Origin of the sequence: Eubacterium sp. ER2, assembly GCF_000765215.1 — a bacterium.
In the GTDB taxonomy this organism is placed as follows: Bacteria; Bacillota; Clostridia; order Lachnospirales; family Lachnospiraceae; genus Claveliimonas; species Claveliimonas intestinigallinarum.
On record NZ_JPJE01000001.1, the window covers coordinates 13,217 to 39,616 of the forward strand.

The following is a 26,400-nucleotide window of genomic DNA, read 5'->3' on the forward strand; positions in this document are numbered from 1 at the left end:
GAGTGACCCAAATGGCTGTTTGTATCAAAGACCAAATCCAGAATATGAATCTGGTGATCGGCTGCACGATTGGATGCAGCTACTGCTATGCCAGGAATAATGTCCGCCGTTTCCATATGACAGAGGATTTTTCCAGGCCGGAATACTTTCCTGGTAAGCTGAGGCTGATGGACAGAAAACGTCCCCAAAATCTGCTGCTCACAGGAATGAGCGATTTTTCTGACTGGGAGCCCGAATGGAAAAGGGAAATATTTGAGAGAATGGCACAAAATCCCCAGCATCAGTATATTCTCTTGACAAAGCGCCCTGAAAAAATCCGTTTTTCTACTGACCTGGACAATGTCTGGTTCGGTGTTACGGTCACATCAGCAAAAGAAAAGAACCGAATTCAGGCTATGCGTAAAAACATAAAAGGGAAGCACTACCAGGTCAGCTTTGAGCCTATGTTTGACGATATCGGCGAGGTGGACTTTACCGGAATCGAATGGATCGTAATCGGTACGGAAACCGGACGTCGAAAAGGGAAATCCGTGTCAAAGCCGGAATGGGTCCGAAATCTCACGGATCAGGCGCATAGTCACGACATTCCTGTGTTTATGAAAGAAGATCTTCTTCCTGTCATGGGAGAAGATCAGATGATCCAGGAGTTGCCACAGGCATATTATGATGTTTTGGAGGAGCAAAAAGCATGGAAGAACAAGTAAAGGAAGACAATATTCTGATCCGGGAAGTGGAAACAAAGAATATTATGACAAAATCTACTCTGCCTGTGGGCGGATATTCTGTAAATCCCTATGTCGGATGTACCCATGGCTGTAAATACTGCTATGCCTCATTTATGAAGCGTTTTACTGGCCATACTGAGCCCTGGGGCTCTTTTCTTGATATAAAGCGCTGGCCGGAGATCAAAAATCCATGGAAATACAGAGGCCAGCGAGTAGTCATTGGCTCGGTTACCGATGGATATAACCCACAGGAAGAACACTTCGGAAACACACGCAGGGTTCTGGAACAGTTGAAAGGAAGTGGCGCGGAGGTTCTTATCTGTACAAAATCTGATCTGGTTGTCCGGGACCTGGAGCTTCTGAAAACGATGGAAAAGGTCACCGTATCCTGGTCTATAAATACGCTGGATGAACAGTTTCGGGCGGATATGGATCATGCAGTCAGTATAGAGCGTCGGCTGACGGCAATGAAGCAGGTATATGATGCAGGAATACGAACCGTCTGTTTCATTTCTCCTGTATTTCCCGGTATCACTGATTTTGAAGCAATTTTCGAAAAAGTCAGAAACCAGTGTGACCTTGTATGGCTGGAAAATCTCAATCTCCGGGGCGGATTTAAAAAAGACATTATGGAATATATTAAAGAAAAATATCCAAATCTTTTCCCGCTCTATGATGCCATTTACAATAAAAAAGACCGCAGCTATTTTCAAATGCTGGAACAGAAGGCCGAACAGATGGCAAAACAGAATGACTGTCTGTTTGTAGACAATGAGCTGCCTTACGGCCGGGCCAAGAAAGGGCATCCTGTGATCGTTGATTATTTTTATCACGAGGAAATCAGAGGGTCAGAAAATACCGGCAAGCGAAAAACAAGAATATAAAGCAGAAAGAAGGACTCTGTGTGGATGATCCTTCTTTTTTTGTTGCAAAATAGCCCAAACGGAAGTCCTTATATCCCAAACGGAAGGATAAAAGGGCAAATTATTGACTTTGTAATGCACTGTGAATATCATAAAGGCAACGATTAAGCAAGCGTTTAATCAGAAACAAAAAAACAGAAAATAAAGGAGATTTTTATCATGAAGAAAACTTACAAAATCGATGTAGACTGTGCAAACTGTGCAAATCTTATGGAAAATGCCGCCAAAAAGACTGAGGGTGTGCAGAACGCAACTGTAAACTTTATGACACAGAAAATGATCGTAGAATTCAACGAGGGAAAGGATCCTGCTTCTGTTATGCCGGCTGTTATCAAGGCCTGCAAGAAGGTGGAACCGGATTGTGAGATTTTTCTGAAATAAATTATAGAGAGGAAAATAAAAATGCAGGAATGGATTGAAACGGGTCTGCTGGCTGTTGTCGCTGTATTGGCTGTAGTCCTGCTCCTGATCGGGCAGAAAAACAACAGCGGTATGACCAGAAAGCAAAAAGTGATGTTGGGAAGGATCCTGGCTGCCAGCCTGATCCTGCTTATGCTGCAGTATCTGGGAGCCGAGGCTTTTGATCAGCTGGGAGCTGCCGGGCGATGGGTTCGGCTGGCATGCTACTTAGTGGATTATTTCATTATTGGCTATGACATTTTAAGAAAGGCATTTAAGGGCATCCGAAACGGGCAGGTGTTCGACGAAAACTTCCTGATGGCGGTAGCCACTGTCGGAGCCTTCGCCCTGGCGATCTACGAGAACGGCGACTATCTGGAGGCAATCGCGGTCATGCTGTTCTACCAGGTAGGCGAGTGGTTCCAGAGCTACGCAGTAGGAAGAAGCCGCCGGAATATCAGCGATCTGATGGATATCCGTCCTGATTATGCCAACATTGAAAAGGACGGAAGGCTGGAAAAAGTAGATCCCGATGAAGTGGCTGTGGGAAGTATCATTGTCGTACAGCCCGGCGAAAAGGTTCCGATAGACGGAACGGTTGTAGAGGGATCTTCCACCTTAAACACTGCCGCTCTTACCGGTGAATCGCTTCCACGGGACACAAAGGCTGGAGACGAGGTCATCAGCGGCTGCATCAATATGACTGGCGTGCTGAAGATTAAAACCAGCAAAGAGTTTGGTGAGTCCACTGTCTCCAAGATCCTGGATCTGGTGGAGAACGCAAGCTCCAGAAAATCAAAATCCGAAGACTTTATCTCCAAGTTTGCCCGGATCTACACACCGGCTGTCTGCTACGCAGCTCTGGTTCTTGCCATCCTGCCTCCGGTGATCCGTATATTTGGACTGGGCCTGTCTGCCGGTTGGGAGACATGGATCTACCGCGCTCTTACGTTCCTGGTAGCCAGCTGCCCCTGTGCCCTGGTCATCAGTATCCCGCTCAGCTTCTTTGCGGGGATCGGAGGAGCCAGCAAAGCCGGCGTACTTGTAAAGGGCTCCAACTATCTGGAGAACCTGTCCAAGACAAAAATCCTTGTATTTGACAAGACAGGAACTCTGACAAAAGGCGTATTTGAGGTAAACGGCATCCATCATAGCGAGATGGAAAACGCAAAGCTGATCGAGTATGCAGCTCTGGCAGAGAGCGCCTCGTCCCACCCCATCAGCAAAAGCCTGCAAAAGGCGTATGGGAAAGAGATTGACCGCAGCCGCGTGTCAGATATCAGGGAAATCAGCGGAAACGGCGTCATTGCAAAGGTGGATGGAGTTGAGGTCGCTGCCGGAAATGATAAGCTGATGGATCACCTTGGGATCAGGTACATTCCCTGCCACAGTGTAGGCACGATCATCCATATGGCAATCGATGGAAAATACGCAGGACACATTGTAATCTCTGACATCGAAAAGCCCCACTCCAGGGAAGCGATCAGGGCTCTCAGGGCTGCCGGCGTTCAAAAGTCAGTCATGCTGACCGGGGATGCGAAAAAGGTCGCTGACAAGGTTGCAGCAGATCTGGGCATAGACCAGGTTTACAGCGAGCTGCTTCCCGCCGATAAGGTTGAAAAGGTTGAAGAGCTTCTGAAGACAAAACCCGAAAAATCCAGACTGGCGTTTGTCGGGGATGGAATCAATGACGCCCCTGTTCTCCGCCGCGCAGACATCGGTATCGCTATGGGCGCCATGGGATCCGATGCGGCCATTGAAGCAGCTGATATCGTCCTGATGGATGATGACCCGCTTAAGATCTCCAAGGCGATCCGGATTTCCAGAAAATGTCTGCGCATCGTTTATCAGAACATCGTTTTTGCGATCAGCATCAAACTGATCTGCCTGGTTCTGGTAGCACTTGGATTTGCAAACATGTGGCTGGCCGTGTTTGCCGATGTAGGCGTCATGATCATAGCGGTATTCAATGCCATCAGAGCACTGTTTGTGAAAAATCTCTGATGCGGCAGGATGAAAGGAGGAAATTCAGACGGACAGGAATTCATTATATGCATCCGACAATAAAGCCCTGGAGCATTTGACCCAGCTGTTTAAGGCTCTCGGCGATCCCTCCCGGGTCAGGATCATATTTCAGATCTTTTTATCCGACGCCTGTGTCAAAGACATAGCAGAGAAACTGCAGATGTCCGAACCCGCGGTCTCGCACCACCTGCGGATACTGCGTATGAATGGTTTAGTAAAACGGCAGCGCAATGGAAAAGAGATATTTTATCAATTAGATGACGAGCATGTCCGGTCAATCCTCGAATTGGGATGCGAGCATGTGCAGGAATTTCTGGATACTGAATAAAGCAGATATACATGCGTCATCAATCACTCTGGGCAGAACCAAAAAACCGGTTCTGCCCTTTTTGAAAGTCCTCTTTCTTCTCTATAAATTCTCTATAAAATTTCTATATCATCATCATGGAGCATCAGGATACCTACTGCAAAAATCAGACCACTGTACTGCTTCAAAATGTCATTTTCCAGAAAGAGCTCCTTTGACACTGACATCATATGATCCATCTCGCCTGCCTTTTTCCCATTCAGGAAAATTTGAAACCTTCTGTTTCGTGACTGACGGACAGTCACTCTGTTGCCGCGGATTACAATATCAGTCTGCACAGCCATTGGAGGTCTCCAATATGCTGTCTGAGTATATTGATTATCTGCCGGATATTGCAGCCTGCAATGAAGAGTTTTCACTTCTTCTCCGCTGATTATAATTTCACCATCTCCCCGGCTGACGGTATATGCAGTCTTATGATCCATGCAGTTTACTGTCAGCTGATTATTGGTGGACAGCCTTCTTTCCACTATTCCTGCAAGATGTTTACTTTCATCATATATCCTGTACTTTTCCATTCCATATTTTATGACAAACCTCATCTTTCTCATCCTCCGATCAAAGATATTGCTGTGTTGGCCACTCCTGCCAGAACCATGACCCATATCGGATTCATCCTGCATTTCTGAAGCAATAAGATACCTGCCGCAAATATACCCACCATTAACCAGTTTGTCTCTGCCAGGACGATCTTTCCCTCATTTCCCCAGAATGCAGTAATCAGAATGGATACTCCTGCTGATGCAATCATTGCCACAACTGCCGGTCTGAGTGAATTCAGAATTCCCTGAAGCATTTCCATTCTTCTGTATTTCAGATATAGCCTGGCAATCAGCATAACGATTATACAGGATGGTAGAATACAACCCGCAGTGGCGACCAATGCCCCGGGAAGCCCGGCAATCTTAATCCCCACAAAAGTTGCCGAATTGACGGCAATAGGTCCGGGTGTCATCTGAGAGATTGTGATCAAATCTGTAAATTCAGCCATACTCAGCCACCCATGCTCTGTAACAACCTGCCCCTGGATAAGCGGCATAGCAGCATATCCTCCCCCAAAACTAAACAGCCCAATTTGAAGAAAACTCCAAAATAATTCAAGATAAACCATTGTTATTTCCTCCTTTTTTCTGCCAGTGTCCTTATAATACCTATCAGTCCACAGACAAGGACCACATAGATCACATTTACTTTCATAAAGCAAGCTGCTGTAAACGCAAGCACCATGATCATCACAGATACCGGATTTTTCCCATGGATAATTCCCCCCGCCATCTCAAATACCACTGCTGCAATCACTGCGCCAACCCCCGCCTGCATGCCTTCCAACATTTTCCCCACAATCAAATTATTGCGAAATGCACTGTAACAAATCGAAATGATAGAAATGATAAAGAACGGTGGAATAATCGTAGCTATAATCGCAGTCAAAGCTCCCGCCACTCCCGCCAGCTTATACCCAACAACAATTGCCCCATTGACTGCAATCGCTCCTGGTGCGGATTGTGCGATTGCAGTCAGATCCAGCATTTCGTCCTCTTCAATCCAGTGATACTCATCTACAAACTTTTTTTTCATCAAAGTCACAATCACATAGCCGCCGCCAAATGTAAAGGCACTCAGATATAAAGTAGATACAAATACTTTGAGTAAAATAGTCCGTTTTTTCTCCATTGCTTTTCCCTCCTTCCTCTTAAGTATATTTCTTCTTGATTTATTATGGAAATACTATTATTCTATTAAATAGATAGCTATTTTCTTATATAAGGAGGACGTTTATATGACTCTTCGCCATATGAAGATCTTCACAACAGTATTCCGCCACAGCAATATCACAAAAGCAGCAGATGAACTACATCTTGCGCAGCCTTCTGTCAGCGTTGCCATCAAGGAACTGGAAGAATATTACGGAATTCGTCTGTTTGAAAGGTTTGGACGCCGGATTTTTCCGACAGAGACAGGAAAAGAATTTTATGGATATGCATTGCATATTGTGTCTATGTTTGAAGAAATGGAAAAGAAGATACGCAACTGGGATACACTGGGCGTCATCCGTATCGGAGCCAGTATTACTATCGGCACTCATATTCTTCCTCTGCTTCTGAAAGAATATCAGGCTCTGTTCCCCGAGCTTCGTATAGAAGTAATGATCAAAAGCTCTTCCATAATTGAGCAGTATATTTTAGATAATAACATCGATATCGGGCTGATCGAAACGCAGCCTGAATCTCCGGACATCATAGCCCACCCTTTTATGGAGGATTATATGCAGGCCATCGTAGCGCCAGACCATCCTCTTTCAAAATACAGCCAGGTTACTTTAGAGCAGCTGGCTGAATATCCGTTTCTTATGAGAGAACATGGAAGCGCCGGGCGAGAAATTTTAGATGCATGTTTTGCATTACGGCAGATCACTGTACATCCTCTCTGGGAAAGCGCCAGTACACAGGCTATCATCCGCGGCGTCTCCGAAGGACTTGGAGTAGCAGTTCTTCCCTGTCTGCTGGTCAAGAAAAACATAGACGAGCATAACGTAAAGATGATCCCCTTTCCTCAGCCACTGACAAGAAAGCTCAATATCATCTGTCACAAAAGCAAATATCTGACTGAGAATATGAAGACCTTTATTGATCTGTGCAGTCAATCAAGGCCACCGGCTTAGCCGGTGGCTTGCTTTGACCCTATATGGGGCACTCCAGGGTAAACCGATACTCCTACAAAGAAGGCTCGTTTAGTTTCCCTGTATAAACCTGTAAGTATATAGCGCAGCTACAGATAGGGCTGCCAGGAGCGTCCGGCCAGTTGCTCATAGTGTTGGTACAGCACCCCAAAGCGGTAGATGTAGCCCGGCTTCCAGGGCTTCGCCTTTCCGCAGAAATGCAGGATGGCCGTGTTTTCCATGACCCACTTCACATTGTATTTCCCGGAGCTCCTCATGACGTAGTTGTTGTAGTTGCGGGCGTCGTAGTTCCAGACAGCGTCGTCCAGGGGGAAGATGCGCTCCCCGAACATGGCGTTTAACAGATCCTGATCCGGCAGCACCAGCTCCATGCGGTGCTCCTCCACATAACGGAAAATCTTCTCCGGGATGATTTCCTCACGCCCCAGCTCCAGGTCCATCAGCAGCACACCGGAATTGTAGTAATCGTGCTCCACTCCCAGCCGGAGCCGGTTCACATCGTTGGCCAGCTCTGTCTTTCCCGTGTGGGCGGCGGCTCCGAACAGCCACCCGGACATATTCGTCTCCCAGAGGGGACGCAGGGGATTGATGACCAGTATATCCGGATCCAGATAGATGATCCGGTTCAGCTCCTCCGGCAGCAGGCGGGGCGCCAGCAGACGATAGTACATCTCCGCCGGATAACGGCTGCTCACAGGAGCGCTCCCGAACAGGTTCCCGTCCATCCGGATGGGGTGAAATTCGTATCCCGCGGCCCGGCACCATCTCTCCACTGCCTGCAGCATATGCTCCGGCAGGTCACTGTACAGCAGGTAGATGTCGAAATGCTCCCCCGGATCATTCAGCCGCAGCGATGTGAGCAGCACGCGGAGCTGAGGAAAATAATTCTCATCAAGAGTGATCAGGATATTCAAAATAAATCCTCCCTTTTTCGCGTCATTCTATATTTTTTATACCAGAACAGGCATCTGCCCGCCATTCTCAATATATGCAATCTGTATAGACAGATTTCCTGAAATGTCAAGACAGCCTTCTCTCATTTTCATGCTGAAGCCGAAGATGTACAAGCAGAGTGAGAGCCACGGCTTTTACAGAGCCCGGAGCCGGGACAAATCGGAGTGGGGCGAGGGCGTGGCGGAGGAGGGATGGGATCTGGACCTGTCCTCCCCGTAGAGTATTTCCCCCTTTTTCACAGAGAGTCTGAGCCCTCTGTAGGGCTCCCGCTGATGGCAGCAGATGGTTCCGCTGTTGACCTCCACGGTGATGGTCTTCTGCCATCCCTCCGGGATGTAGATGATGACCTTTCTGCTCTCTGTATAGTGCTGGATCACCAGGTTGCTGTTAAACCCGTCCCGTATCTCAATCTGCGCATTTTTCTCTGAGATGAGATAATCCCGGGACTCTTTCTCCCTCATGACAAAATTTCTCATATTCATCTTTTTCCCTCCCACTGCAGAAGCTTCACACAGCTTCTCATGAGTCCGCCAAATACGGTTTCTCTCTTTGATGACTTAAATATACAGGAGATTTTTTTTAAATAATGTTGGGAAAATGTTTAAGAATTCTTAAATTTTGCATCTTGCCCGGAGCAGACAGGCTTCCTCTATCCCGGTTGTCTTGTTAAGCATATTACATCAAATACCCGGCACATATCGATTACACTAAGAAACAAATTACTCCTGGGAAAAATCAATGGAAACAGCCTTATATGATGTCGTGTAATCTATGGAAATGGTTCTTCCTTTCCATTCCATGCTCCATTTTTCCCCATCCGCCAGGTCATCCCAGCTCCCAGACGTACCCAAATACTCCTCCATCTGGCTCACACACGTCTCAAATACGTCTTGAGTATTGCTGGCCGGGATATAAAAATAGGTGGAAGTAAAATCCTCATAAAAATTGATGTCTATATATTCCTCCCCAAAAGCCGGAATCTCTACTCCCGAAGTTTCTGTTTCTGTATATGGATATCCGTTCTCATCCAGCCACTGGCAGGTTTCTTCCAGACTGGACACTGGACATTCGGCAATGACCTGGGGCAGGATGTCCACCGAAAATGTATCAATCTCAGGAATTCCCTGTCTGGAAACTGAAAGGCTTCCGTATTCACTGTTATATTGGATAGTATAATTGTTTGTCTCATCCCCAAATGAATAATAATCCTCGGATTCTTCTGCATAAATTTCCTCATAGTCTCCATGCTTAAAATAGCCAAAAAGAGCATTAAACGTTGCCCGGTCTGCTTCACCTGCCTCCGCACTATTCCATACTATAGTCAGATATCTATTGTGAATTCTCCCATGCCAGTCTCCGGCAGTAAAGGTAATTCCATCATCTGACTCGTTACAATCGTAACCAGCCGCAGCCAGCCAGTCCTCGATTTCTTCCTGGGTTCCGGTCAGCGGAAGTTCCGTAAAAAGGCCTTCATCCAACCCAATTTCCTGCAAAGTCGCCTGTGCCTCCTCCTCCGACGGTACTCCCGTTCTGCTTACGAAAAAGACCACTAGAGCCACTATGAACAGAGCCGCAATTCCCAGGGCCCACCAGGGCTTTTTCTTCCGGGAATCCCCGGTTCCGTTCTTTTCTCCCTCCTCGGGCTCCGTACGGGAATGGAACTGAAAGCCCGGCGTTATATCCGGTTCGGACGCCTGCTTCGGCTGTTCCTGTCTTTCCATGAATACAGATACCGTCTTTTCCTCCTGAAAATCCCGGTCCTGGGCCCCAGAAGGTTCCGGAGCGCCGGCAGCCTCTGCCGCCTCCTGCAGAAATACCTTCCGGCTTTCTTCTTCCGCCCGAAATCCGTTTTCCGCTTCCCGCTCCCGGAACCAGTTCTCCAGATCCCGATGCATCTCCCTGGCATGCTGATATCTTCTGGTCTTATCCGGCTCGCTTGCTTTCAAAATAATCTGTCCCAATTCCTCGTCAGCGTCCGCCGGGGCAGGAAACGACTCCTTCTGAATCCGTCGAAGAAGGGCATTTTCTTTGTCCCGGGGAAACAATGTTTCCTTTTCAGAAGGAAGTGGCTCAAAGGGCATACGATTCCTGTTTAATAACCGGTACATCACCAACCCCAGAGAATAGATATCCACATTGTAGCTGCTGCCGCTCTCTCCAAAACCAAGTTCTGGCGCCATATACATCTCCGTCCCCTTCCGCGACAGAGTACTCTGGGTTTTCTCCATTTGCCTCGCAATTCCAAAGTCTCCCAGCTTAAAATTGCCGTATCCGTCCACAAAGAGATTGGACGGCTTAATGTCCCTGTGGATAATCCGGGATTTTTCGCAGTAATCCAGGGCGCTGCTGATATCGAGCCCCAGTTTTGCCGTCTCCCGAAGTCCCATCAGATGATTTCTCCGGTACAGGTCCAGATTTTCCAAAAGTTCCATGCGGATATAGACTTCCCAACCGATGCCATCCTCTCGCTCCCTGACTTCAAATTCTTCAATATTGACCACATTTCCGGCGGATTTTAATGTCTCCAACACCCGGATTTCGTTCATCAGACCTTTGACAATAGACTGATAGTAGGACTGGATGGACTGGCTGGTCATTCCGTCGCTTATCATCTCCCGAACCTCTCCTGCGTCCTGGGGAATCCGGATAACCTTGACAGCGCTGTAAAAAACTTCCCCCAGCTCTTCCCGCCTTACTTTAAACACCCGGCCATAGGCGCCCTGGCCGATGGGCTCTTCAGTATGCCATTTGGGCCATATTTCATTGATTCTGTCCATGATTACCCTCTTTTTTAATAGATGTATGCTTTCCAGATACCCTGGTTTGAAAGGTCATCAGCGCTTGTGTAAAACCAGTAACGGCCGCTTCCTCCCTCTACATACACATACTGAGATCCTGCTTCCTCCCGAATGCAGGAAAATGTCCCGTTCTCGGCATGAGCCGTCCCCGAATCCGCATCACTGCCGTCCGGGTGACTCCAGCTGATCGCAATATCGCCATTGAACAGATTTCCCGACACATTACCGGAATAAGTCCAGTTCCACTCTTCGCCATTGGAGTCCACTTCCCTGTATTCAGAATACGTGCACTGCCCATTGGCCGCATCCCCGCTCCAGACGCCCTCTGTCACGGTATACTGGGTATCGGAATCTGCATAGATTCCAAACTGCTTTCCATTTCCATTTCGCTGGCTGTCCTGGACATCCCCGGCATATACCCCATACGTGCTGAGAATCATGCCGGATCCTTCCGCAATCTCATCAAGCTTCTGTCCGTTCTGATAGTAGTAAATTCCAGTTCCAAGCTGAGCCCTGTCTCCCTTAAAATAAGCCAATAGTCCGGCATAATCAGAAGACTGCATCATACTGTATATCTGCTGCAGGGTACAGGCATCCTTCAAATCATCTACTTCGCCTTCAGAAAAAGAGTATTCCCCGGCATCCAGAGAAGCTGTCACCTCATCGATACGGTTCTGCCGGATAAGAAGCGTCATCAGCCCGCCCGGGGCCTCCGTCCTTGAGTCATCCATTTCTATGGCCTCCTTGTAGGCCGCTTCTGCCCCCTCAAAGTCTCCGGCCTCCGCCAGTCCATCGGCTTCCTCTATCTTATCCGTATATTCCTGATCCGCTTTTTTCTCTTCCATCTTCGAAATCAACAGGGCAATTTTCCCGTCTGTATCCTGGCAGGCACTGCTTCCATCGGCCAGAACCTTCAGGGCCTCATCATATTCCTCCTGAGCCCCGTATACTTCTGCCAGGCCCAGATATCCCCTTTCATCTTCGGGATATTCTTCCATTCCCTCCTCAAACCGCGTCCTGGCTTCTTCGTAATCCCCTGCCTCCAGACTGCTCTGGGCAGTTTCAAAAAGCCTGTCTCTTGCAGACTGAACCCGAAAATGCCAGATTCCAGCTACCAGCGCCACTACCAGCACAGCCGCCACGGCGATAAAGGCATAGCGGTTCTTCTTCCCGCTTTTTTCCGGCTTCCCGTAATCCGTGCTTTTGTACTGCTGGAAGGAATACAGCGGAGGCTCTTCTCCCTGCTTCTGATCCTCTGTCTTCGGACTCTCCGTCGTCTGATTTCCTGTCCCTTGGTCTTCTGCCATCTGATTTCCTGCCGTCTGGTCTTCTGCCGTCTCTGTCGAATTTGCCTTGGCCGCGTCTGTTTCTGAAAAGTCTGTCTTCCTTTCGCCAAACACGGAAACCGTCTCGTCCAGGCGGTCCCCCCTGCTATCCTCGTACGGGTTCCGGCTCTCCTTAACCGGAGTATCTTCCTCTTTTTTCACAGTTCCACCGGCTTCTGTTCCTGCCCCGGCCATCTTGTCTGCCGGTCCAGAGGCCGTCTTCTGCCCGTTCCGGTTCCAGCTTTCCAGGTCCTGACGCATCTGCCGGGCGCTCTGGTAACGCTTTTCTTTGTCTGCCTGGCAGGCTCTCAGAATGATACTTCCCAGCACCGGGTCCGCATCTGCCGGAGGGGACGGTTCTTCCCCTTTCAGCCGCCGCACCAGGGCTTCTTCCTTGTCCTGCTGAAGGAGAAATTCTTTTTCGGAGGGCAGAGGTTCAAAGGGCATCCGGTTCCGGTTTAAAAGGCGGTACATCACCAGGCCCAGGGAGTAAAGGTCCACATTGTAGCTGCTGCCGCTCTCCCCAAACCGCACTTCGGGCGCCATGTAAAGTTCCGTGCCCTTCCGGGAGAGGGTGCCCTGGGTCTTTTCCATCTGTCTCGCAATCCCGAAGTCGCCCAGTTTAAAATTTCCGTACCGATCCACAAAAATGTTGGAAGGTTTGATATCCCGGTGGATAATGTGACTCTGCTCACAGTATTCCAGCGCCTTACAGATATCGCCTCCCAGTTTCGCCACTTCCCGGGCATCCAGAGGGTGCTCCCTGCGGTAGGCGTCCAGATTCTGCAGAAGCTCCATCCGGATATAGACCTCCCATCCGATGGCGTCCTCCCGCTCCCGCACGTCAAAATCTTCAATATTTACTACATTTCCGGCAGATTTCAGGGTCTCCAGCGTCCGGATTTCATTCATCACTCCTTTGGCAATGGACTGATAATAGGACTGAATCGACTGGCTGGTCATTCCGTCGCTTATCATTTCCCGGACTTCTCCCTCTTCCCGGGGTATCTGAATTACCTTTACCGCACTGTAAAAGGTTTCTCCCTGAATCTCCCTCTTCGCCTTATATACTTCACCATAGGCTCCCCGGCCGATCAGCTCCACTGTATGCCAGGCCGGCCATATCTGACTGATTCTGTCCATCTTCTCATCCCCGTCCTTTGTCTTTTACTCTCTAACTCCGGATAATCTGCGTCATAATTTGCTTTACGTTAACACACATACCGATTATAAAGATAAAGCCAGCAATACTCACAAATGGCGGCACCACTCCTGCAATAAAAAGCAGCATCATAAAAAGAGCTACTGCACTACCAAATGCTCCCAGCCAGGCTCCGGCGGCTTTCTTCTTTTTCATCAGTAGAAGCCCTAGCAGGATCAGAACAATGATTAAAGGTATTGCCCAGATAGCGCCCACCGGAACGGATGTCGCTGCTCCCACCATCATAAGCAGAATCAAGAAGCCAAACATACCGTCTTCATCAATCTCCGGCGAGCTAGTCTCGGCTTTCTTTTTTTTCGGTTTTGATGCTGTCTTTCTCTTCTTTGGTTTCGCCTCTGCCTTCGCTTCTGTCCTCTTCTCTGCCTCCTGCTTTGTTTCCGTCTGGAGCTTCTCCGGTTCCTTCTGCGTTTCTTTCACCGCTTTTTCCTGCTTTTTGTCCTCCCGGATGTGAATCCGGAAATACATATCTCCTGCAGGGCCTCCGTTTTCCCCGGACTCGCCCTCTCCTTTCAGCCGGATGGACTGCCCTTCCCGGATTTCCGGAGGAATCGTTACCTGCATCTTTCTTCCGCCCACCGACGCCATAATATATTTCTGTCCCGGGTGAATCTCTTTGTCTAACCAGATATCTTTTCCCGGCCTAGGCTGTTTTTCCTTCTCTGGCTCTTTTGGTTCCTCCTGAAAAAAGGCAACCGTTTCTTCCGAAAACTCTTCCTGCCTTGCCGTGGACTCCGCAGCTTCCTCCCGGAACAATTTATCCTCTGCAGCCTGCTCCGTCCGACTTTCTTTTCCAGTCTGAGCGGCGTCTTCCGGACTTCCCTTCCAGAGCAGCAGATCCCCCTTCATCTCTTCCGCGCTCTGATACCGCTTCGCTTTGTCCGGCTGGCAGGCCTTCAGAATGATTCTGCCCAGTGCTTCTCCTGCATCCACGGGAAGGGGTAGTGCTTCTCCCTTCAGCCTTCTGACTAGTGCCTCCTCCTTCTCCTGGTAGGAAAGCATCTCACTTTCCAGAGACTCAAAGGGCATCCGGTTCCGGTTTAATAACCGATACATCACCAACCCCAGGGAGTAAATGTCCACATTATAGCTGCTTTTACTCTCCCCAACTCGCACCTCCGGAGCCATGTAAAGCTCTGTCCCCTTCCGGGAAAGTGTACTCTGGGTTTTCTCCATCTGCCTTGCGATTCCGAAATCTCCCAATTTAAAGTTTCCGTAACGATCCACAAAGATGTTGGAAGGCTTGATATCCCGGTGAATAATATGGCTCTGCTCACAGCAGATCAGGGCCTCGCAGATATCCCGGCCCAGATTTGCCACTTCCTCCCGGCTCATCAGTCTTCCCTTTCGGTAGTCGTTCAGATTCTGCAGAAGTTCCATCCGGATATAGGCAGTCCAACCGATGGCGTCCTCCTTCTGCTGTATTTCAAACTCTTCGATATTTACCACATTTCCCGCAGACTTCAGGGTCTCCATGACCTTAATCTCATTCATCAGCCCCTGAGCCACGGATTCAAAGTAATACTGAATAGAGGCGCTGGTCTGACCCTCATTCAGCATTTCCCGGATTTCCTCTTCGCCCTGGGGAATCTGGATAATCTTAACGGCACTGTAAAATGTCTCCCCCAGTTCCTCCCGTTTTGCCTTATATACTTCTCCAAAAGCACCCCGGCCTATCAATTCCACAGTATGCCAGGCCGGCCATATCTGACTGATTCTGTCCATCTTCTCATCCCCGTCCTTTGTCTTTTACTATCTAACTCCTGATAATCTGCGTCATCTGGCGCTTTATCCGGACACAGAGCCAGATTATAAAGAAAAAGCCGGCAAAAATCACGAAAATCGCGGGAACATATAAAAACGGCACCATCATCATGACTCCCATAATATCCGACAGTATCATAAATAAAGCCACCCCACTTCCCAGCGCTCCAAGCCAGGCTCCGGCGCCTTTTCTTTTTTTCATCAGCAGAAGACCCGGCAGAATCAGAACGGGAATCAGAGGCACTGCCCAGATAGCGCCCGCCGGTATAGAAGCCGGTGTTCCCACTATTGTAAGGATAATCAGCAGTTTCTGAAGCTGCTGTTCATCCATGTCTTTCTGGCGAGATCCGGTCTTTTCCAGATTTTTAAAATACGTCCTGTTCTTCCGTCCGGAACCCGCTCCGCTCTTCTTTTTCTCCGCCTTCGGCTTCTTTGCTTCCTGCTTTGCCTCCGCCTTTGGCTTCTCCTGCTTCTCCGGCTCCTTCTGCGTTTCTTTCGCCGTGTTTTCCTGCTTTTTCTCCTCCCGGATGTGAATCCGGAAATACATATCTCCTGCAGGGCCTCCGTTTTCCCCGGGCTCCCCCTCTCCTTTCAGCCGGATGGACTGCCCTTCCCGGATTTCCGGAGGAATCGTTACCTGCATCTTTCTTCCGCCTACCGGTGCCATGATGTATTTCTGCCCAGGACGAATCTCTTTGTCTAACCAGATATCTTTTCCCGGCCTGGGCTGTTTTTCCTTCTCCGGCTCTTTGGGTTCCTCCTGAAAAAAGGCAACCGTTTCTTCCGAAAATTCTTCCTGCCCTGCCTGGGGCTCCGGCGCTTCCTGCCAAAACGGTGCCTCCTCTGCAGCCTGCTCCGTCCGGTTCTCTTTTCCTGTCTGAGCGGAGGTCTCCGTTTTTCCTTTCCAGGCCAGCAGGTCCCGCTTCATCTCTTCCGCGCTCTGATACCGCTTCGCTTTGTCTGCCTGGCAGGCTTTCAGGATGATTCTGCCCAGCTCCTCTCCTGCATCCACAGGGAGAGGCAGGACTTCTCCCTTCAGCCTTCTGACCAGCGCCCCCTCCTTTTCCTGGTAGGAAAGCATCTCACTTTCCAGAGGCTCAAAAGGCATCCGGTTCCTGTTTAATAACCGATACATCACCAGCCCCAGAGAGTAGATATCCACATTGTAGCTGCTGCCGCTCTCTCCGAGTCGCACCTCCGGAGCCATATAGAGCTCCGTTCCCTTTCGGGAAAGAGTACTCTGGGTTTTCTCCATCTGCCTTGCGATCCCGAAATCCCCCAGTTTAAAGTTTCCGTAACGATCCACAAAGATGTTGGAAGGCTTGATATCCCGGTGAATGATACGGCTCTGTTCACAGCAGATCAGGGCTTCGCAGATATCCTGGCCCAGATTTGCCACTTCCTCCCTGCTCATCAGTCTTCCCTTCCGGTAGTCATTCAGGTTCTGAAGAAGCTCCATCCGAATATAGGCCGTCCACCCAATGGTGTCCTCCTTCTGCTGTATTTCAAACTCCTCGATATTTACCACGTTTCCCGCGGATTTCAGGGTCTCCATGACCTTAATCTCATTCAGCAGCCCACGGGCCACGGATTCGAAGTAATACTGAATGGAGGCGCTGGTCTGGCCATCGCTTAGCATCTCCCGGATTTCCCCCTCGTCCTGGGGAATCTGAATAATCTTCACGGCACTGTAAAAGGTCTCTCCCAGCTCCTCCCGCTTTGCTTTGTATACTTCTCCAAAAGCGCCCCGGCCAATCAACTCCACGGTGTGCCAGGACGGCCATATCTGATTGATTTTGTCCATACTCTACTCTCTTTTCTACTCTGTAATGTCACACAGAACAATCGTAATATTATCCCTGCCTCCCTGGTCAAGAGCCTTCTCCAGCAGGCGTTCCACACACCGGGCTGTTTTCCGCTCCTCACGGAGAATGCTTTCTATGTCCTCCTCCTCTATCATATCCGTCAGTCCGTCACTACACAGAAGAACTCGGTCTCCCGACATACAGCTTCCCTGCTTTACAAAGGGTTCCATCCGGACTTCCTCTTCCCCCATTCCCAAAAACTGAGTCAGGGTAGGCTTTCTTCCCAAAAAGCCCTGAAGCTCCGGGGGCAACCGGCTGACATGGGCTTCCGAAAGAAGCGTCAGCTCCCCCCTGCGGAAAAGATAGAAAGGGCTGTCTCCTACGTTTCCCATAATATACTGATTTCCTTTTGCAAAAAACAGCACTGCCGTGGTTCCTATCTGGATATATTTTTCTCTTTCAGCAGCTTCTGTGACAGAACGGTTCAGGTCCATACAGAGTTCTTTTACACTTTCCTCGGAAAAAGTTTTCTGTCCGGACAGCTCTCTCATTTTTTCCGCCGCAGTAAAGGAGGCCAGCTCTCCGGCCGCCTCCCCTCCCATGCCGTCAAACACCGCCACTGTCACCTGGCCTTCCGGCTCCGCCTGAAACTCCAGAATTCCTTCTGTTCCCTCGTGCATCAGGGGAAGCACAGTACCCATAACGCAGAAATTGTCCTCGTTATTTCCCCGCACTTTCCCTTTATGGCTGACTGCCGCAATACGGAATCCCACCGGGCCTGCCTCTTTTTCCGCGCCCAGCAGGTCTTTTAAATACTTGATTACATTCATGGGTTTTCCTGTTATTCCTCTCTGAGAAGTCCTGCCTTTTTGGCCTCCTGCTCCAGAAGAGCCAGCCTTTCCAGATATCCCTCTTCCTCCTCGTTACAATAGCCTTTTTCCAGCACTTCTTCAATTTCGTTTTCATTAAAGCAGTAAAGATTTCTCTTTCCGTACATTCCGGCAGGATAGCCGGTCCCCACATAATCCGTCACGCCCTTCTGGCTGACAGGCATATAGCCGATGATAATCACGGTACGGATTTCTCCTGTAATCCTGACTGCCGTTCCCAGTGGAAGATAGTGTTTCACTGCTTCTCTCCTCCGTCCTCTTCTGCTTTTTCCCGGATTTCCTGGAGAATCTGCTCCAGAAGAAGGGCCTGCCCGGGCTCCATGGCCTCCAAACTGTCCGCATACTCTGTGACATAGTTCCAGAACTCTTTTCCTTCCCCGTCACAGTATCCCCTGGAGATGACTTCAGAGATATCGCCCCGCCGGATAAAGTAAAGAGACTCCTCGCCCAGATAGCCATAGGGCCAGGGCACGCAGAAATATCCTGCGGTCATTGTTCCATTTATCTCTGCCTTCTGAAAACCGGTCAGAAGAACCGTCTGTCCTCCTGCTTTTACCACACTTCCTATTGGAAGCATTTCTTTTTCTAATGTGCTCATTTATTTCCCCCAGTCAAATAGTCCGCCGGCAAAGCTCCCTACCTCGTCCAGAACCATTCCCCCCGTTTCCAGGGTATCGGAAATATGAAGTGTAGAATCCACTACGCTCGTGACAACCTCCACGGAACCTCTGATTACAATGTCTACAAATCCATAACCGATTGTACCGGCGACACCCAGGTAGTCCCCGTCTCTTAACTGCTCCAGGGCCTTTGCCTCCATTGCTTCTTTTCTGCTCATGGTCTCATCGTCAAAGACATAATCCAGGGTCTCCTTCACCGCTTTCTGATAGGCTGTGTCACCTGGAATGACCACATCCTTTGCCTTCAGGGCAATGTCTTTAAATTCGTCCCCATTGATGATCATTCCGCTCAATTCCACGGAATCCATCAGTTCATCCCCGAACAGTTTCCTGGCCGCTTTATCCAACGCTTTCTGTTCTTTTTCATCCAGGCCGTCATAGAACGTTTTCCATTGCTGCAGAAGTTCTTTGGCGTTTTCCTTATTGCTCTTTACCCCTTCTACTGCCTCTTTCAGCAGATCCATTCCTTCCTCCGCTCCTGTGCCGGCTGTGGAGGATGTAGTATTTTCTTCTTTTCGGAAAGAAATGGAAGCGCCCCCTGCAGTTTGGGACGCAAGAGCCTGTCCTGCCTTTTTATCGGTATTCTGATAGGTGGTGCAAATTTCTGTCAGAACCGTTTCCAGATTCTTCACATACTGCCGATGGTCTTCCGTCTCCTGAGCCGCCTTTTTAACGCTGCCGCAGTATTTGGCTGTGGTAGAATTTCCGGACAGCGCCTGGCTTACGGAGCTTAACCGCTCCGACAGAGAGGCCAGCCTGGAAACCACCTGATCCTCTTCGGCAATGGCGCTCTGCATCCGGTCAAACTGTACTGAAAAATTCGCCATATTTTTCCCTCCGACTTATGCTATACCATAAAGTTACTGTCCAGACTTTCTGCTTTAGCCTGAGCCTCGCTGATAGTCTTCTCCACTTCTCCCGTGTAGCTTTCCAGATCCTGAATGTTCTGCTGTAGCTTGTCCCTGGCAGCTGTTACATTGGTCACAAGCTTCTGCATCTTACTCTGGTAGGTATTGGATGCCTGCTCATCTTTCCAGGCAGAACGGATTTCGCCAATATTACTTTCCAGCGAAGAAATATCATTGCTGATCTGGGATTTGCAGGATTCAAATTCACTGATGGCTTCTCTTAATTTCTGGGGATTTACAATAATCACGTCACTCATTTCGATATTCTCCTTTCACTGTTTCGTACTTCTTTTAGCTGTTTTCCGGCTTTGCATAGGTCGTCATTTCTTCCTGCAGGGTAACCAGATGGTCCCGTCCGTTGTTGTAAAGGCTGGTAAGCGCCGCCCGGTAAGTATCGAAGTTCTTTACATACTCCGAGCGCTTCGGTCCTTTCCACACGCTTTCATTCATCATAGCCGACTCAATCTCTCCCATCCGGTCAATCTGTTTGCTCAGGTCGCTTAAGATCTCTGACAAATGGTCTGCTGCCGCCTTCATGGCTGTAAAATTCACTTCATATCCTGACATCTTTTTTCCTCCTTCTGTTTAAAAACTCCGGCTGCTGCCGCCGTGTTCCGTCAGTCTGCTTAGTTCCAGGCTCTTGATTTTTTCTGCCTCTTCCCTGATGGCCTCCGCAATCTTCCCAATGCCGGTGGCCGTCTGTTTCATCTGTTCCTGCCGTTCATCGACCTTCTGAATATAAAGAGAAGCATTCTCTCCTTTCCAGCCCGAGACCAGGTCTGCTGTCATGGCGCCAAGGCTGTTGGAGGCAAGGCCCCTCATCTCCGAGGCAATGTTTTCCAGTTCTTTGGCCTGCCCGGTAGCCCTATTGTACTCAAGCTCTATCTCCCATCTGGTTTTCAAACTGTCACCTCCTCTACTGCATGGTAAATTCCGAAAGTGCTTCGGCCAGCGCCTGTGCAGCTCCTATAGTACTTCTGGCGATTCCCGCCCGTTTCATCAGCTCCTGGGGGTATTCTTCAAACATATGAAGGGTGTCCTCCACCTGCCGGAAGCGCTCCTCGAAGGCCTTCCGATACGCTTCCCTCCCTTCGCCTTCCCAGTAACTGGAAGTGTTTTTTATCAGTTCATTCATGGTCTCCAGCTGGGCGCGGTACCGGGCTATCCGTTCCGTGGCCAGCTCCGCCCTGCTTTCCAGGTGCTCTGCGTCAATTTTTACAGTTCCCGGAAATACCAGTTCTGCCATACGGTTTCCTCCCTTCCTCAAAGCTTCTGAATCAGATTTCTTACCTGCTCTTCGCAGCCTGTATAGTCCCTCTGTGACTGCCGAAGTGACTCCAGATAAACGGTCAGGCTCTGTCCAGCCTGTACCATCTGCTCAAAGCTCTGGTTAAAGTTACTGACAAATGTATCGTGGCTCGGCCCTTCCCAGGACTGATGCAGCTCCTCCACGCTTTCCTTCATCTCCTGCAGACACTTCTCCAGTTCCCGGATCCCGCTCTCAAACTGGGAGCAGTCCCGCTCCAGCTGGGCTGTGTCTATTTTTACTGTCTGTGCCATAGCCTTCCTCCTTCTATATCAGCATCAGCTGACTGCCCTGCTTTGTACGACATTCATACAACGTCTTTCCCAGAGGGAGTATCCGGTGTCTGCCGCAGTCGCACAGCAGCAGGGGACTTTCCTCTGTTTTCCAGGTTTTCTGCTCATACTGGGCGATAACGGCAGCTATCTCTTCGATGATCACCTTTACCTTCGCGTTTTCATTTAAGCTGAATTCATATGTTTTTTCCAGGGCCGGAACCTGAATTTCCACATGTAACATGCTTTCACCTACTTTCCTGCCAGGGGAATCTTCACTCGTCCGGTAAGGGCAGGATTCTCTCCAGCCGCCAGCCAGCCGGTTCCCCGTCTCTCGGCGCGGCTCTTCTGAGCCAGTCCGCCCATATAGTCAAAGTCCAGAATATCCTGGTCGGAAGCGCCGCCGCCAAAGAGGATACCTTCCCCGTCCTTTACAAAGGCCCGGAAAAATTCTCTATTGCGGCTTCCGTATCCGCCTTCTCCCTGGTATTCCGCAAATATGTAAATTCGGTGCATTCTGCCTTTGTTGGCCAGCATCTCAAAGAATCCGGCCATATTCGGCTTCCCTTCTCCCGGTTCATACAGAATATCCAGGAAGGCCTCCATATCCTGGATGAAAATGAAAATGGCCTCTTCCGCTTTCATCTCTTCGTAGATTTCCGCTTCGTCCATTCCATCTGCCGCAAGGGCCGCCTTTTTCTGGTTTCTCTTCTGGATTTCCGGCATCAGTCCGTGGAAGTATTCCAGAATCTCTTCCGGCGTCTTCAGATACACCGCCTGGCTTTCCTTCGCGGTCCTTTCCAGAACGCCGCTTCCGTCAATAACCGAAAGTCTGCCGCCTTTTTCTCCGGCCATCCGGATAACGGTCTGAAGGAAATTGGTTTTCCCGGTTCTCCGTTTTCCCATGACCAGATAGCAGTAGAACCGGCTCATATCCAGCGCCGCCACTTCTCCGCTTGCCATGTGATAGCCGATGGGAAGCATCCGGTCGTCGGACAGCAGCTTTTTTACCTGGGGAAGCTGTGAGAATTCGCTGTAAACCGGCTCTTCGGGAACCTCCGGCACTGCCGGCGCCCTCTCGCCGTCCCAGGCCCCGCTCATGTCCCGGCACTTCTTCTGAATGAGTTCCAGTCTCCGGTAATCATCCTCCGCCTTTACGGCCACTGCGGTCTGGAATTCCAGCATTCTGCCGAACACAGTCAGCAGGCCTCTCCCTTTGTACCGGGTATCGGGCAGGATGTTCACTCTGCCGGATTTCAGTACATCCGCATACTGGTATTTATCGTTCATGGCCAGGCAGACGGCGCCCCGGATATTATCCGTAATGGCTGCGGGCAGCTCGCTGCTCCCGTAAGCGTTTGCGGAGATAACCAGGTACATGCCGCAGGCGGCGCCTTCTTTTACCAGCTCCAGAATGGCGGCCTGATATTTATTGTCCGTTTTCTCCCGGAAGGAACCATACTGATCCAGTACAATCACGATGGCCGGAAGCACCGGTCCGTTTGCCCGGATATACTGGGTAAAGGTTCCGCCCCGCAGAATAGCTTTTCTCTCGTTCAGAATCCGTTTCATCATATAGAAGAAGCGTGCCAGTTTTTCCGGCTGATTTTCGTAAATGATGTCCCCGGTATGGGCATCTCCCTCAAAAGCACCCAGCATATGACTGCTGAAGTCCACTCCATATACATGAAGCATCTGCGGGCTGTAGCGGGTAATCAGAGAGTACACCAGGGTCTGCAAAAAGGTACTCTTTCCGGAGCCCACGGTCCCACATACAGCGTAGTGGCCATTTTCTGCCAGATTCAGCACTACCGGAGCCTGCCTCTGGTTCTCCGGATCGTCGTACATTCCCACCACGGCTTCCAGGCTCCAGTTCTCTCCGGTAAAGCCCCTCCATTCCCCGGTAAATTCTTCCTGCTGGTACCTGGGGATGGTCTGAAGGGGGATTGTCTGGGGAAGCACCGGAAGCCACAGTTTGTGCTGAGCCTTCCTCTCCTGGCTTACCGGGATATCCGCGATATAGTCCACAACCGCATCCAGCTGGGTCTTTTCCCTGCTCTCCGGATATTTGCGGCCGGTTATCTCCGCCCGATCCAGAAGCTTTTCCGCCAGCTCTTCCCCGTCTGTCTCCCCTTTTCTGGCCCCGCATTCGTAGCATGCCTCCAGAAAATTCCATATTTTCCCGGTATTGGCCTCGCTCTGGGGATACTCTGTTCCCTGGCTCCAGAGAGCCTGGTAAAAGGCCTGGCAGATTGCCTCTCCCTTTCCCGTACTGCCCAGGCAGTTTTCCAGGGAGGTTCCCTGCTCTATTAAAATCCTTTCCAGAAGCTTCCAGAGTCTCTCCAGCCACTCTTTCTTCCTCTGTTTCTTCTGCTTCATCCTCTGGTGATTGCCCACCAGAATGGTTTCTCCGGTCAGCCGGTACATCCGCGCAAGCTCGGTGCTGTCGTTATCCATGTCTTTATCATACACCGCCCCGCTCCAGGCTGACTGGAACAGCTCATAAGTGCCGCCTTCTCCCACCTTCAGGTAGCCCCGCCCAGTCTGCCGGATATAGACGGCATCGTCTTTTCTCAGCATATCCATACTGTCCTGGCGGCTCTCCACCTTCAGGCAGAGGCGAAACTTCATGTTGGAACTGATATTGTCGTCCACGACGCCCCCCGGCTTCTGGGTGGAAAGGATCAGGTGCACCCCAAGGCTTCTTCCGATAGTGGCAATATGGATGACCTCCTTCATAAATTCCGGCCGTTCCTTTTTCAGTTCCGCGAATTCATCAATCACCAGCACAAGATGGGGCATGGGCTGACGGATTTCCCGGTTCTTATACCGGCGGATATAGGTGTCTATCTTGGTGACTCCGTTTTCCCGGAACACGGCCTGGCGCCGGTTCAGTTCACTTTTCAGGGAAATCAGGGCCCGGTCTATCTCACTGCCGGACAGGTTGGAAATCTGTCCCTGCATATGGGGAAGCCGGGTAAACAGATCTGCCATACCGCCGCCCTTGTAATCAATAATAAAAAAGCTTAAATCTTCCGGGCTGAAATTCACGGCCAGGGCCAGCAGCAGCGTCTGCAAAGTCTCGCTTTTTCCGGATCCTGTGGTTCCGGCTACCAGTCCATGGGGGCCGTCGCCCTCCGCCCCGGCCTCAGAGCCGTCGTGGATATCCAGATAGCAGAGACTTCCTCCTTCTCTTACACCGAAGGGTACCTTCATGCTCTCATAGACACGGCTGTTCTTCCACCGCTCTTCCACCTGCAGTTCCTCCGGCGTATGTACCCCGTACATCTCAAAGAACGTGACAGTATCCGGAATTTTGGCATTCTGACCCATGGGCCGTACCTGGACAGCCGCCAGGGTATGGGCATACTGACCCAGCTGATGAGGGCTCACCGCATCCAGATGAAGGGGCCGCACCTTCCTCATTCCCTCTTCTGCGGAGACAATGGCCGTTTCTGTTCCCTCATTCTGTATATAAATCTCACAGGCGTTGGGGAGCTCCTCCCTGCGCTCCGTGCAGACAATCGTCGTAACTCCCAGATATTCTCCATTATCCAGAAGGGCTTCCTCCGGCGGGGTATTTTCCAGCAGCTTTCTGTCCAGGACAAAAATCAGATACCGGGGAAGGGGCGCTTTCTCATTTCCTCCATGGGACTGCCGACTCTGTCTGGCGCGGATCATCTGGCTGATTCCCAGAAGAAGTCCTGCCGCGCTTTCCGGGCCGTCCGCCGCATACCGGATATTTTTTTCCTCATCCCACAAATGAGGAAACCATTTCACCGTTTCCAGAAGTTCCCTCTGCTCCGGGCTGTTTCTGTCACAGAGGAACACCATCTTTACATCCGTATAGCTACAGGAAGAGGTAATCTGTGCCAGCAGGGCACGCAGCACGCTGTAAATCCCGGCCTTCTTTTCTCCTCCCGTAATTCCCAGGATCCGGCAGCCTTCCAGATCCACTCCCACGGGCGCTCCTTTCAGCACCTGGTAGGTATCCCGGATCCGGGCCGGTTCCTCCGCCAGGGTATCCCGAATCAGGGTAAACCGTTCTCTTGGAATCCGGATATCCATCTGCTGATCCCGTTCTCCGGTTCCCAGACGGAAAAACAGGAAATCCGACTGTGTATCGTTTCGGTTCCAGAGCCGCCCGGAATCTGTCCCGAAAGTGGTGCATCTGCCACCATCCGGATACTGCCGTATCATTTCCTGCAGGTTCCGGCTGGTCTTCTCCTTAATTTCCTCTTCTTTTTTCTGCAGATATTCACTGTATGCCTGGAATCTCTGCTCCTCTTCCTCCACCGCCTTTTTCTTCTGGGCATTCATGTTCATCCAGGCCCAAAAGGCCCCGATGACGGCAGAGCCAAGCATGGTAATCAGACCGATTATAAGACCTCCCATTCCCGTGATAATCACTCCGATCAGCATGGGGATAGCCATGGTAATGGACGGGCCGATGGTCATGAGAAGGGATCGTTCCCCCTGGTTTTTCGGTGCCGGAGGCGCTTCGATTTCCACCGGCTCGATCTCATATTCCGGCAGAACCCTGGTAGGCCTGTTAAAGTATCCGTCGTTCCTCTCCTCTTCTTCGCTATAAAGCTGAAGACTGGAGAGCCATTTAATCCGCTCGTTGTCTGCCAGCTTCAGCTCTTTTCCGTAAACTGCCTCCTGGCAGGAGCTGACCGCTAGAATATCTCCCAGAAAAATCATCCGCAGCCCATATATCTCTATCTCATCTCCCGGCTCCAGGGCTATCCAGGAGCCTCTTAACTGATGATGGTTATAGAAGCTGCCATTTGCGCTTCCCAGATCCTCATAAATCCAGCGATCTGTCTTTTTCAGGCGGCCATGGTGTCTGGACACCAGTCCCGCCCGCTGGAACTGTATGGTATTATCCGGGCCGCTTCCTACCGTCACCGTCTGATTTTTATCCAGGGAAAATTTCCGGTACACGGGAATCGTGTTCCCTTTCCGCTGGGCTATCATCAGCAAACGGCTCCCCTTTTTGGAAGTCAGCATCAGGATCTCATTTTCATGTACTTTGTGCAGGAAAAACACTTCGTTCTTCCAATGAACGGAATACTCCCTGGATTCCGGGAAGCACCATTCCCCGTCCAGTGCTTCCAGATGAAGGGTAATATCCTCCGGTATCTGAAACAGGTCGCCGGAAATCCGGATACTGCACTGCTCCTGTGAAACAGGAGGCAGATCAAACACCTGGAAATATTTCATTCCGTAAACTGCCAGTCTTATCTCGCCGCTTTGCATATTCTCCTCCTTATGACGATAACTTACCGTCTGACCCGGACCTGCCACATATCACAAAAGAGCGCAGAATGACTCTTTCTGTCATCTGCGCTCTTTCT

The 26,400-nt window shown here is 50.2% G+C and carries 26 protein-coding genes; 6 read left to right on the forward strand and 20 right to left on the reverse strand.

What is annotated here, in order from left to right:
• Positions 1–11 precede the first annotated feature (11 nt).
• From NI21_RS0100075 to NI21_RS0100095, 5 genes are all read left to right on the forward strand, one after another.
• Positions 12–704 carry a radical SAM mobile pair protein A gene (locus NI21_RS0100075; RefSeq protein WP_033124201.1) on the forward strand — a complete coding sequence of 231 codons (693 nt, stop codon included), beginning with the start codon at positions 12–14 and terminating at the stop codon, positions 702–704.
• Positions 689–1,609 (forward strand): radical SAM mobile pair protein B, encoded by a 921-nt coding sequence (locus NI21_RS0100080; RefSeq protein WP_033124202.1) that lies wholly within the window; start codon positions 689–691, stop codon positions 1,607–1,609. Before NI21_RS0100075 ends, NI21_RS0100080 begins: the two co-directional genes overlap by 16 nt.
• Positions 1,610–1,807: 198 nt before the next feature.
• Positions 1,808–2,029, forward strand: coding sequence for a cation transporter (locus tag NI21_RS0100085; RefSeq protein ID WP_033124203.1), 222 nt, complete (start codon positions 1,808–1,810; stop codon positions 2,027–2,029).
• Between the two features lie 21 nt (positions 2,030–2,050).
• Positions 2,051–4,051, forward strand: coding sequence for a heavy metal translocating P-type ATPase (locus NI21_RS0100090; RefSeq protein ID WP_081957905.1), 2,001 nt, complete (start codon positions 2,051–2,053; stop codon positions 4,049–4,051).
• A gap of 76 nt (positions 4,052–4,127) precedes the next feature.
• Positions 4,128–4,400, forward strand: a complete 273-nt coding sequence (locus NI21_RS0100095) for a helix-turn-helix transcriptional regulator (protein WP_052083705.1) — start codon at positions 4,128–4,130, stop codon at positions 4,398–4,400.
• A 92-nt stretch (positions 4,401–4,492) separates the two neighbouring features.
• Here the strand turns inward: NI21_RS0100095 and NI21_RS0100100 are convergent, their stop codons facing one another.
• Genes NI21_RS0100100 through NI21_RS0100110 form a run of 3 tightly spaced genes read right to left on the reverse strand, consistent with a single transcriptional unit; the run spans position 4,493 to position 6,113 of the window.
• Entirely contained in the window at positions 4,493–4,981 is a 489-nt protein-coding gene (locus NI21_RS0100100) for a hypothetical protein (protein WP_033124204.1), read from the reverse strand.
• A gap of 5 nt (positions 4,982–4,986) precedes the next feature.
• Positions 4,987–5,550 carry a chromate transporter gene (locus tag NI21_RS0100105; RefSeq protein WP_033124205.1) on the reverse strand — a complete coding sequence of 188 codons (564 nt, stop codon included), beginning with the start codon at positions 5,548–5,550 and terminating at the stop codon, positions 4,987–4,989.
• A gap of 2 nt (positions 5,551–5,552) precedes the next feature.
• Positions 5,553–6,113 carry a chromate transporter gene (locus tag NI21_RS0100110; protein WP_033124206.1) on the reverse strand — a complete coding sequence of 187 codons (561 nt, stop codon included), beginning with the start codon at positions 6,111–6,113 and terminating at the stop codon, positions 5,553–5,555.
• 106 nt (positions 6,114–6,219) lie between these two features.
• On the opposite strand from NI21_RS0100110, the gene NI21_RS0100115 reads away from it, so the two are divergent.
• Positions 6,220–7,101 (forward strand): LysR family transcriptional regulator, encoded by an 882-nt coding sequence (locus NI21_RS0100115; protein ID WP_033124207.1) that lies wholly within the window; start codon positions 6,220–6,222, stop codon positions 7,099–7,101.
• A gap of 107 nt (positions 7,102–7,208) precedes the next feature.
• On the opposite strand, the gene NI21_RS0100120 is transcribed toward NI21_RS0100115, so the two are convergent.
• From NI21_RS0100120 to NI21_RS0100200, 17 genes are all read right to left on the reverse strand, one after another.
• Positions 7,209–8,033 (reverse strand): glycosyltransferase family 8 protein, encoded by an 825-nt coding sequence (locus NI21_RS0100120; RefSeq protein ID WP_033124208.1) that lies wholly within the window; start codon positions 8,031–8,033, stop codon positions 7,209–7,211.
• Positions 8,034–8,207: 174 nt separating this feature from the next.
• A complete protein-coding gene (locus tag NI21_RS0100125; protein WP_033124209.1) occupies positions 8,208–8,555 on the reverse strand; it encodes a hypothetical protein in 348 nt (115 codons plus the stop codon).
• A 237-nt stretch (positions 8,556–8,792) separates the two neighbouring features.
• A complete protein-coding gene (locus NI21_RS15940) occupies positions 8,793–10,850 on the reverse strand; it encodes a serine/threonine-protein kinase (RefSeq protein ID WP_052083717.1) in 2,058 nt (685 codons plus the stop codon).
• A gap of 14 nt (positions 10,851–10,864) precedes the next feature.
• On the reverse strand, positions 10,865–13,339 hold the full coding sequence (locus tag NI21_RS15945; protein ID WP_052083718.1) for a protein kinase: 2,475 nt from the start codon (positions 13,337–13,339) through the stop codon (positions 10,865–10,867).
• Between the two features lie 31 nt (positions 13,340–13,370).
• On the reverse strand, positions 13,371–15,140 hold the full coding sequence (locus NI21_RS15950) for a serine/threonine-protein kinase (protein WP_052083720.1): 1,770 nt from the start codon (positions 15,138–15,140) through the stop codon (positions 13,371–13,373).
• Between the two features lie 31 nt (positions 15,141–15,171).
• Complete coding sequence (locus tag NI21_RS15955; protein WP_052083722.1) at positions 15,172–16,983, reverse strand: serine/threonine-protein kinase; 1,812 nt, start codon at positions 16,981–16,983, stop codon at positions 15,172–15,174.
• Between the two features lie 15 nt (positions 16,984–16,998).
• Entirely contained in the window at positions 16,999–17,814 is an 816-nt protein-coding gene (locus tag NI21_RS0100150) for a PP2C family serine/threonine-protein phosphatase (protein WP_033124210.1), read from the reverse strand.
• A gap of 11 nt (positions 17,815–17,825) precedes the next feature.
• Positions 17,826–18,113: a DUF4176 domain-containing protein gene (locus tag NI21_RS0100155; RefSeq protein ID WP_033124211.1), complete on the reverse strand. Its 288-nt coding sequence runs from the start codon at positions 18,111–18,113 to the stop codon at positions 17,826–17,828.
• Positions 18,110–18,472 carry a DUF4176 domain-containing protein gene (locus NI21_RS0100160; protein WP_033124212.1) on the reverse strand — a complete coding sequence of 121 codons (363 nt, stop codon included), beginning with the start codon at positions 18,470–18,472 and terminating at the stop codon, positions 18,110–18,112. The genes NI21_RS0100155 and NI21_RS0100160 overlap by 4 nt, the downstream gene beginning before the upstream one ends.
• On the reverse strand, positions 18,473–19,381 hold the full coding sequence (locus NI21_RS0100165) for a hypothetical protein (protein WP_033124213.1): 909 nt from the start codon (positions 19,379–19,381) through the stop codon (positions 18,473–18,475). It abuts the gene before it with no gap.
• 20 nt (positions 19,382–19,401) lie between these two features.
• The gene (locus NI21_RS0100170) at positions 19,402–19,719 is read right to left on the reverse strand and encodes a WXG100 family type VII secretion target (RefSeq protein WP_033124214.1); all 318 of its coding nucleotides are present in this window, start codon (positions 19,717–19,719) and stop codon (positions 19,402–19,404) included.
• A 34-nt stretch (positions 19,720–19,753) separates the two neighbouring features.
• The gene (locus tag NI21_RS0100175) at positions 19,754–20,029 is read right to left on the reverse strand and encodes a WXG100 family type VII secretion target (RefSeq protein ID WP_033124215.1); all 276 of its coding nucleotides are present in this window, start codon (positions 20,027–20,029) and stop codon (positions 19,754–19,756) included.
• 18 nt (positions 20,030–20,047) lie between these two features.
• On the reverse strand, positions 20,048–20,365 hold the full coding sequence (locus NI21_RS0100180; RefSeq protein WP_033124216.1) for a hypothetical protein: 318 nt from the start codon (positions 20,363–20,365) through the stop codon (positions 20,048–20,050).
• Between the two features lie 13 nt (positions 20,366–20,378).
• On the reverse strand, positions 20,379–20,708 hold the full coding sequence (locus NI21_RS0100185) for a WXG100 family type VII secretion target (protein WP_033124217.1): 330 nt from the start codon (positions 20,706–20,708) through the stop codon (positions 20,379–20,381).
• A gap of 17 nt (positions 20,709–20,725) precedes the next feature.
• Entirely contained in the window at positions 20,726–21,022 is a 297-nt protein-coding gene (locus NI21_RS0100190; RefSeq protein WP_033124218.1) for a WXG100 family type VII secretion target, read from the reverse strand.
• Positions 21,023–21,035: 13 nt separating this feature from the next.
• The gene (locus NI21_RS0100195; protein ID WP_033124219.1) at positions 21,036–21,284 is read right to left on the reverse strand and encodes a hypothetical protein; all 249 of its coding nucleotides are present in this window, start codon (positions 21,282–21,284) and stop codon (positions 21,036–21,038) included.
• Between the two features lie 8 nt (positions 21,285–21,292).
• Positions 21,293–26,302 carry an FtsK/SpoIIIE domain-containing protein gene (locus NI21_RS0100200; RefSeq protein ID WP_033124220.1) on the reverse strand — a complete coding sequence of 1,670 codons (5,010 nt, stop codon included), beginning with the start codon at positions 26,300–26,302 and terminating at the stop codon, positions 21,293–21,295.
• Positions 26,303–26,400 lie beyond the last annotated feature (98 nt).